Source organism: Mesorhizobium sp., assembly GCF_005063415.1.
GTDB lineage: Bacteria > Pseudomonadota > Alphaproteobacteria > Rhizobiales > Rhizobiaceae > Mesorhizobium.
In genome coordinates, this window is record NZ_SUEG01000197.1 from 1 (window position 1) to 7,929 (window position 7,929).

Below are 7,929 nucleotides of genomic sequence, written 5' to 3' on the forward strand. Positions count from 1 at the left end.
ACGTCGACCCAGGTGCGCAGCAGCGTGGTGGCACGGGTGAGCTTCGTCGACAGGTTGGCCTGACGCTCCTCGACCGAACGGCAGGTACGCATCGCCGGCGCCACGCGGCGCTGGAGAAAACCACCCCAGGTGTCGTAGCCGGGCACCGCCTCTTCCTCGAGCGCCTCCAGCCGTTCGCGGACGATGCCGTCATAGGCGCGGCTGGCGCCGAAGCGGTAGAGGCTGGAGGCGGCATCGGCCTCCAGCTCGGCGGCCAGTTCGGTCAAGTCGGCAAGTAGCGTCTGGCTGTCCCGGGTCTCGGCGACCTTCATCTCCAGCGTGGTCAGGGCCAGCCTGTCCTCGATGCGGCGAGCACGCCCCGAAAGCGTCAGCGCCAGCGGCAGGCCGAGCATGGCCAGCGTGCGGTAAGTTTCGATATCGATCAGGCGCTGCGACAGTGCCCCGGTGCGCGCCGGCGTCAGCCCGCGGTCGAGCACCAGCATGCGGGTCAAGCCGTCGCCATCCTGACGGAAATCGGTGACGATGGCCGCGTTGCCGCGCTCGACCAGCGAGTAGCACAGGCTGGTCGGGTCGAAGCCGGCGATCAGTTTTTCGTTCGCCGGCGTCCATTTGCGGATTTCCAGCCTGATGCCGGAAATCACCGTGCCCGGCGGCGAAAACCCGTTGCCGAAGGGTGTGTCTTCTTGCCCCCTGCCGTTTTCGGCGAGCGGCCCTTCCCAGAGATAGGTCGAGAACTCCGTGTGCCGTTCCCAGCGCAGCGAGCCTTTGCCCCATTTCATCGCGTGGTGGCGGGCGTGAGGGTCGGGCGCGGCGATGCCGAGACGTCGCGACAATTCGGAAAGCACGGCCTGATCGACGCCGGATCCAGCTTCGGTCATGAAGGAAAGTTGCACCAGCACGCGCGGCTTTTCGACCAGCGGCTGCGGCCGGGCGTGGACCTCGCCGAGCGCGCCGGGGCGACCTTCATGCGCCGGAAAACCCATGACGCTGCCGCCCACTGCTTTGGCGCGCAGCTGGAATTCGAGGTTGGACGGGTCGGCGTCAGGCACGGCTGGTCCCCCGGGCTTCTCTGAGCCCTTTGGCAATGATGTCCCTCTAGAGAGGTTTATCGTTTCAAGGAAACGCCGAACCGCTCTATCTCTTTGATTCTGTGCAATTCCGGACGGAAAACCGTTTCACACTTTTCCTGGAATTGCTCTAGAGGCAATCTCGAGAGGACGCAAACGGCAGTTTAGCTCAAGCTGATATGAAGCCGCGGCTGTGAAACCGACCCGGCGCGGGCAAATTGGATAAATAATTTGACCAGTTGGCGACGCTGGCTTTATCTTGCGCGACATCGGTTCAACTCCCAGGCATCCCGTTTGAGCGACATTTTCTTCCGGATCGAGCATTCGCGCACCGCCGACGAGGTGGTGCAGCAGATCGAGAGCCTGATCCTCGAAGGCGTCCTGCGCACCGGCGACCGGCTGCCGGGCGAGCGCGAGCTGGCGCGCCAGTTCGAGGTGTCGCGGCCTATCCTGCGCGATGCCTTGAAGGCGTTGGAAGGGCGCGGGCTGTTGACGACACGGCCAGGCGGCGGCACCCATGTCGCCGACGTCATCGGCCAGCTGTTCACCAAGCCGGTGACCGACCTGATCTCTATGCATCGCAAGGCGGTGACCGATTATCTGGAGTACCGCCGCGAGATCGAGGCGGTGGCGGCGGAATATGCGGCGCGGCGCGCCACATCGGACGATCTGGCGCTGCTCGACCGCATCATGGCACGCATGGACGAGACGCACCGGACCGGCAATTTCGACGACGAGGCGGAAATCGACGTCGAGTTCCACCACGCGATCTGCGAATGCGCGCACAACATCATCCTGCTGCACACGCTGCGCTCCTGTTATCGGCTGCTGTCGGAAGGCGTGTTCCAGAACCGGCGGCTGGTGTTCAGCGTGCCGGGCGCGCGCGAGGCGCTGCTTTCGCAGCACCGGGCAATCTACACGGCGGTCAAGGCCGGCGATCCGGCCGCGGCGCGGCAGGCGGCGATGGACCACATCTCCTTTGTCGAACGGTCGATGGCCGAGGCCGAGCGCAGCGGCGACTGGCAGCGCGTGTCGCGGCTGAGGCTCAGGCAGCGCACCGAGCCCGGTGACGGCGAGGCGGCAAGAAAACAGCCGTAGGCATCGGCCAGAAATTCAACGACGAACCAGCGAAGAACCAGCGGAAAAGGATCCATGAGCAGCATTCTCACCATCGCCGACCTCAAGGACCTGGCGCGCCGCCGCGTGCCGAAGATGTTCTTCGACTACGCCGATTCCGGCGCCTGGACCGAAAGCACCTACCGCGCCAACGAAGAGGATTTCCAGAAGATCAAGTTCCGCCAGCGCGTGCTTGTCGACATGGACAACCGCTCGTTGGAATCGACCATGATCGGCGAGAAGGTGACGATGCCGGTGGCGCTGGCGCCGACCGGCATGACCGGCATGCAGCACCCGGACGGCGAGATGCTGGCGGCCCAGGCGGCGGAAGAATTCGGCGTGCCGTTCACGCTGTCGACAATGAGCATCTGCTCGATCGAGGATGTCGCGTCGGTGACCAGGAAGCCGTTCTGGTTCCAGCTCTATGTGCTGCGCGACAAGGATTTCGTGTTCGATTTGATCGACCGGGCTAAAGCGGCGAAATGTTCGGCGCTGGTGCTGACGCTCGACCTGCAGATCCTCGGCCAGCGCCACAAGGATATCCGCAACGGGCTTTCGGCGCCGCCGCGGATGACGCCGAAGCACCTCTGGCAGATGGCAACAAGGCCGCGCTGGTGCGTCGGCATGGCCGGGACAAAGCGCCGGAGCTTCCGCAACATCGTCGGCCATGCAAAGGGCGTCGGCGACCTCGCCTCGCTGTCGTCGTGGACGAAGGAGCAGTTCGATCCGCATCTGTCGTGGAAGGACGTCGCCTGGATCAAGGAGCGCTGGGGCGGCAAGCTGATCCTGAAAGGCATTCTCGACAAGGAAGATGCGCTGATGGCGGCCAGAACGGGCGCCGACGCGATCATCGTATCCAACCATGGCGGCCGCCAGCTCGACGGCGCCTCGTCATCGATCATGGCACTCGAAGAGATTGCCGATGCCGTCGGCGACACGATCGAGGTGCATATGGACGGCGGCATCCGCTCCGGCCAGGACGTGCTCAAGGCGCTGTGCCTCGGCGCCAAGGGCACCTATATCGGCCGGCCTTTCCTGTACGGCCTCGGCGCACTCGGCAAGGAAGGGGTTACCAAGACACTGGAAATCATCCGCAAGGAGATGGACATAACGCTGGCACTGTGCGGAAAGCGTCTGGTCACCGACATGGGCAAGGATCAGCTTCGGCGCTAAAGTCCCGTGACGGCATGATCGCGGAGGCGACGCAGGCATTGACGGAGCCCGGCATCAGTTTCTACGAGGCGCGCGGACCGCAAGGCATGCGCCTTTACGCGATCGGCGACGTGCACGGCCGGCTCGATTTGCTGACCGCCATGCACCGGCGGATCGAGGCGGAGCTCAGTCAAAGGCCGTCGACCGATTGGCGCGTGATCCATCTCGGCGACTATGTCGACCGGGGCCCAGACTCCAGGGGCGTCATCGATTTCCTGATCGACGCGCAAAGACGCGATCCGCGTCACCTGATGCTGGCCGGAAATCATGATCTCGGCTTCCTCGATTTTCTCGACGTCCCCGACCCGGACGGGCTGTTCATGCGCTATGGCGGTGTCCAGACGGCGCTGTCCTATGGCGTGTCGCTGACCGCGAACGCCTACTGGTTCGGCAAAGCGGAGACGGTTCGGCAAGGGCACGCCGCACTGGTCGAGGCGGTGCCGCAGAACCATGTCGAGTTTCTGCGCTCGCTGCCCTTTTCAGTGACGTTCGGCGACTTCTTCTTCTGCCATGCCGGCATCCGGCCCGGCGTTGCGCTGGAAAGCCAGAGCCTGCAGGACCTGATCTGGATCCGCGAGGTCTTCCACGATCACACCGGTCTTCATCCCAAGATCGTGGTCCACGGCCATACGCCGGTGCCCAAGGCCGAGATCACCGGCAACCGCGTCAATGTCGACACACTCGCCTGGCAATCGGGCAACCTCACAGCGCTCGTGGTGGACGGCGCCGACAAGCATATCCTGACAGTCACGGGTGAGCGGGCTTAGTTTGATATTCAGCCGAGGCCGCGACGCTTGAAAGTCACGGCAGAGATCCCAGGGTCTGCGCTCCGCTCCGCGTTCGCTGCGCCCTGGACGACGAAGGCTAGCGAAGCGCTGCGGTGACGCCGTAGCCGTCGACAGCATTGTGGTCGTTGGCCGCGTCGGCGGAATAAATGCCGAGGCCGCACAAGACGATAGCCGACAACATGACAAAGGACAAAAAGGCTGCTTTCACGGACGTCATCTCTTGTTGAGCTTCCTGCATCTAGACACGAGCGGGTTACCAATGCGTTGAAACGCAAAACACGTCGCAAATGTCTGACGGTTTCGCGCTTCTAGGCATGTTCTGTATCGGCGGTGTGTCGCGCGGGTCACAGGAAAGGTTCATCGCGGTTGCACGCAAGATGCAGAGCGGGCGCCTTTTAGGCTGGCCGACAGACACAGGCCAAGGATGAAACGCGTTATCCCCGGAGGATTTGCCGCCGCGTGCCAAATATGCAACGTCGCCTAATACGCTGACTGTATGAGACGTCAGATCGTCGCCACCCAGGCGCGGGCGATGGCCAGGCCGGCGGCATCGGCTTGCGGTCCGTTGCGGGCCATTTCATCGTCGAGCCGGCCCGCCCATTCAGGATGCCGCTCGGCGATCAGCGGCGCGAAGGAGGTGCTCCAGTCGCGAACCATCGGCCGGTCGGCCTCGAAATGGAACTGGAAGCCATAGACGGCGCGGCCGATGCGGAACGCCTGGTTCGCGGCGACGGCGTTGCCAGCCAGCCGCACGGCCCTGTCGGGCAAGACAAAGGTGTCGTCGTGCCATTGGAAGATCGGGAATTTTTCGGGCAAGGCGGCGAGCACCGGATCGGCCTGCGCTGCCGCGGTAAGCGCGACCTCCTGCCAGCCGAATTCCGAGGCACCGCCTATCTGGTTCTCGCCGCCAAAGGCGCGCGCTACCAACTGGCTGCCAAGGCAGATGCCGAGCACCGAGCGATCCCTCTCGCCAAAGTCGCGCGTCAGATCGAGCAGACCCGGAAAATAAGGACAGAGCTCGTCGTCCAGTGCATTCTGGGCGCCGCCGAGCACCACCATGGCGTCATGCCCGCCGCTATCTTGCGGCAGCGCGTCGCCGCGATAGGGCCGGCGCAGGTCGATATCGGCGCCGGCCTCGACAAGCGCCGCGCCGATCTGGCCAAGGCCCTCATTGTCGAAGTTCTGGACGACCAAGACCCGCATCGAAACCTGCTGACATGAAATAGATGCAGCGAGCGATATCATGGCGCCAGCATCGCAGCCAACAAGGAACGCCTATGCCACTGCAAAACCGGGTCGATCCGTTCGGCGCCATCCATGCTGTGCCGGAGCGCGGCCTGTTCATGGGCAATCGCGGCATCATTCACGACGCCGAGACGAGAACGCTGTTGAAGAAGCGCTGGGCGCTGCAAGCCTGGATCATCTGCGTCTGCGAATTCCGCGACGTGCGGCGCAAGCCGATGGGGCGCAACCGGCAAAGCGACGACCAATTGGGCGGCAAGGCCGGCTGGACCGAGCTGTTTTTCCTCGACGAGGTGACGGCACTTGCCGCCGGGCACCGGCCCTGCTTCTTCTGCCGGCGCGAGCGGGCCAGGGATTTTGTCCAGCGCTTCGGCGACGCCTTCGGCATTGCCGAGCCACGCGCGCCGCAGCTCGACAAGCGCCTGCACAAGGAGCGCCTGGCATCGGGCGGCCGGGCGCCGGGACTGGAACCGGAGGCGCTTGCGGACTTGCCGGACGGCACGATGATCTCGTCAGGAAACAGGGCGTACGCCCTGTTTGACGGCGCCGCGCTGCCCTGGAGTTTCGGCGGTTATGGCGAACCGGTGGGGTTCGATAGCTTTGCCCACCGCCCGCTCGGCCTGCTCACGCCAGCGACAACTGTTTCGGTGCTGCAGAAAGGCTACGAGCCTGTCTGGCATCCTTCCGCCGAGGCTTGACGCCGAGGGTGACCTTGCCGCATTCCTCGGCGATGCGCGCCAATTACAAGATGCAGCGGCTGTTCGTGCCGGACGAGCTTGGACCGGACATCGAGTTCGACGTCGGCCCGCAGCAGAGCCATTATCTCTCGCATGTGCTGCGGCTCGGCGAAGGCGCCGAGCTTCTGGTGTTCAACGGCCGCGACGGCGAATGGTCGGCGGCAATCGCCGCGAAATCGAAGAAAGCTGTACGCCTGAAGGTGATGGAGCTGCAGCGCCCGCAGCCGCCGGTGCCCGATCTCGTCTATTGCTTCGCGCCGCTGAAGCAGGGGCGGCTCGACTACCTCGTGCAAAAGGCGGTGGAGATGGGCGCCGGCATCCTGCAGCCGGTCATCACCCAGCATACGCAAGTGACAAGACTAGGCATCGAGCGCCTGCGCGCCAATGTCGTCGAGGCGGCCGAGCAATGCGGCATATTGGCGGTGCCGGAGCTGCTCGAAGCGGAAAAATTCGAGCGCCTGCTCAGCAACTGGGACCGAGAGCGGCGGCTGATCTTCTGCGACGAGGACGCATCGACCAACAATCCCCTGCCGGCATTGCAGGCGGTGCGGGAGAACAAGCTCGGTCTGCTGGTCGGACCGGAGGGCGGCTTTTCCGACGAGGAGCGCAGGATGCTGAGAGCCCTGCCCTTCGTTACCGCCATTCCGCTCGGGCCGCGCATCCTGCGGGCGGATACGGCGGCGGTGGCGGCAATGGCGCTGATCCAGGCGACAATCGGCGATTGGTGATCAATTCCGGTTACCCTCTGGCTCAGGATTTTTCGCTTGATCGGCTACTGACATTTCGTCCATCTAGCGCCGGCGGTGGCCGCGCGTCCTTTCGGGCGCGCAAAGGACGCTGTAGCATATTGATTGGGCACATGATCCTTTCCGAAAATCGAAGCCGATTTTCGGGGTCATGTGCGGAGGGCTATTATGGCGCGCGATACTACCGATTTCCGGCCGATCGAAGGCGTCGACGAACTCGTCGAGCACCTGGCCGAAGGCAACAAGCCGCGCGACAAATGGCGGATCGGCACCGAGCACGAGAAATTCCCGTTCTATGTCGACGGCAATGCGCCGGTGCCCTATGGCGGCGAGCGCGGCATCCGCGCCATCCTCGAAGGCATGCAGGACAAACTCGGCTGGGACCCGATCATGGATGCCGGTCGCATCATCGGCCTTGTCGAGCCGACCGGCCAGGGCGCGATCTCGCTGGAGCCAGGCGGCCAGTTCGAGCTGTCCGGCGCGCCGCTGGAGACGATCCACCAGACCTGCCGCGAAGGCAATGCGCATCTGGCGCAGGTGCGCGAGATCGCCGAACCGATGGGCATTCGTTTTCTCGGCCTTGGCGGCAGCCCGAAATGGTCGCTGGCCGAGACGCCGAAGATGCCGAAATCGCGCTACGAGATCATGACCCGCTACATGCCCAAGGTCGGCACGAAGGGCCTCGACATGATGTACCGGACCTGCACGATCCAGGTGAACCTCGACTTCGAGAGCGAGGCCGACATGCGCCGCAAGATGCAGGTGTCGCTGAAGCTGCAGCCACTATCGACGGCGCTGTTTGCCAACTCGCCCTTCACCGAAAGCCGGCCGAACGGCTTGCAGAGCTGGCGCGGCGAGATCTGGCGCGACACCGACAATCAGCGCTCCGGCCTGCTCGATTTCTGCTTCTCGTCCGATTTCGGCTTTGCCGATTATGTCGAATGGGCGCTCGACGTGCCGATGTATTTCGTCGTAGCTCCAGCTCGAGGTCAGCGCCTCGGCGGCGTCAAGCGCCGCCGCA

Annotated in this window: 9 protein-coding genes; 6 read left to right on the forward strand and 3 right to left on the reverse strand. The window is 64.1% G+C overall.

Annotation, left to right across the window (positions count from 1 at the left end; all coding sequences use genetic code 11):
* A partial coding sequence (locus tag E5W70_RS29290) for a DUF3422 family protein (RefSeq protein ID WP_292664777.1) occupies positions 1 to 1,049 on the reverse strand: 1,049 nt, incomplete at its 3' end.
* A gap of 312 nt (positions 1,050 to 1,361) precedes the next feature.
* Here E5W70_RS29290 and E5W70_RS29295 point away from each other — a divergent pair.
* From E5W70_RS29295 to E5W70_RS29305, 3 genes are read left to right on the forward strand one after another with little or no spacing between them, the layout of a single operon-like run.
* Complete coding sequence (locus tag E5W70_RS29295; RefSeq protein WP_292664778.1) at positions 1,362 to 2,165, forward strand: FCD domain-containing protein; 804 nt, start codon at positions 1,362 to 1,364, stop codon at positions 2,163 to 2,165.
* A 54-nt stretch (positions 2,166 to 2,219) separates the two neighbouring features.
* Entirely contained in the window at positions 2,220 to 3,356 is a 1,137-nt protein-coding gene (locus E5W70_RS29300) for an alpha-hydroxy acid oxidase (RefSeq protein ID WP_292664779.1), read from the forward strand.
* A 38-nt stretch (positions 3,357 to 3,394) separates the two neighbouring features.
* Positions 3,395 to 4,162: a metallophosphoesterase gene (locus tag E5W70_RS29305; RefSeq protein WP_292664783.1), complete on the forward strand. Its 768-nt coding sequence runs from the start codon at positions 3,395 to 3,397 to the stop codon at positions 4,160 to 4,162.
* A gap of 97 nt (positions 4,163 to 4,259) precedes the next feature.
* Here the strand turns inward: E5W70_RS29305 and E5W70_RS29310 are convergent, their stop codons facing one another.
* Positions 4,260 to 4,400, reverse strand: coding sequence for a hypothetical protein (locus E5W70_RS29310; protein WP_292664785.1), 141 nt, complete (start codon positions 4,398 to 4,400; stop codon positions 4,260 to 4,262).
* A 287-nt stretch (positions 4,401 to 4,687) separates the two neighbouring features.
* Positions 4,688 to 5,386 (reverse strand): type 1 glutamine amidotransferase, encoded by a 699-nt coding sequence (locus E5W70_RS29315; RefSeq protein WP_292664780.1) that lies wholly within the window; start codon positions 5,384 to 5,386, stop codon positions 4,688 to 4,690.
* A 74-nt stretch (positions 5,387 to 5,460) separates the two neighbouring features.
* On the opposite strand from E5W70_RS29315, the gene E5W70_RS29320 reads away from it, so the two are divergent.
* The 3 genes from E5W70_RS29320 to E5W70_RS29330 all read left to right on the forward strand — a co-directional run.
* Positions 5,461 to 6,123, forward strand: coding sequence for a hypothetical protein (locus E5W70_RS29320; protein ID WP_292664781.1), 663 nt, complete (start codon positions 5,461 to 5,463; stop codon positions 6,121 to 6,123).
* Between the two features lie 32 nt (positions 6,124 to 6,155).
* Positions 6,156 to 6,890 carry a 16S rRNA (uracil(1498)-N(3))-methyltransferase gene (locus tag E5W70_RS29325; protein ID WP_292664784.1) on the forward strand — a complete coding sequence of 245 codons (735 nt, stop codon included), beginning with the start codon at positions 6,156 to 6,158 and terminating at the stop codon, positions 6,888 to 6,890.
* Positions 6,891 to 7,076: 186 nt separating this feature from the next.
* On the forward strand, positions 7,077 to 7,929 hold an 853-nt coding region (locus E5W70_RS29330; protein ID WP_292664782.1), incomplete at its 3' end, for a glutamate-cysteine ligase family protein.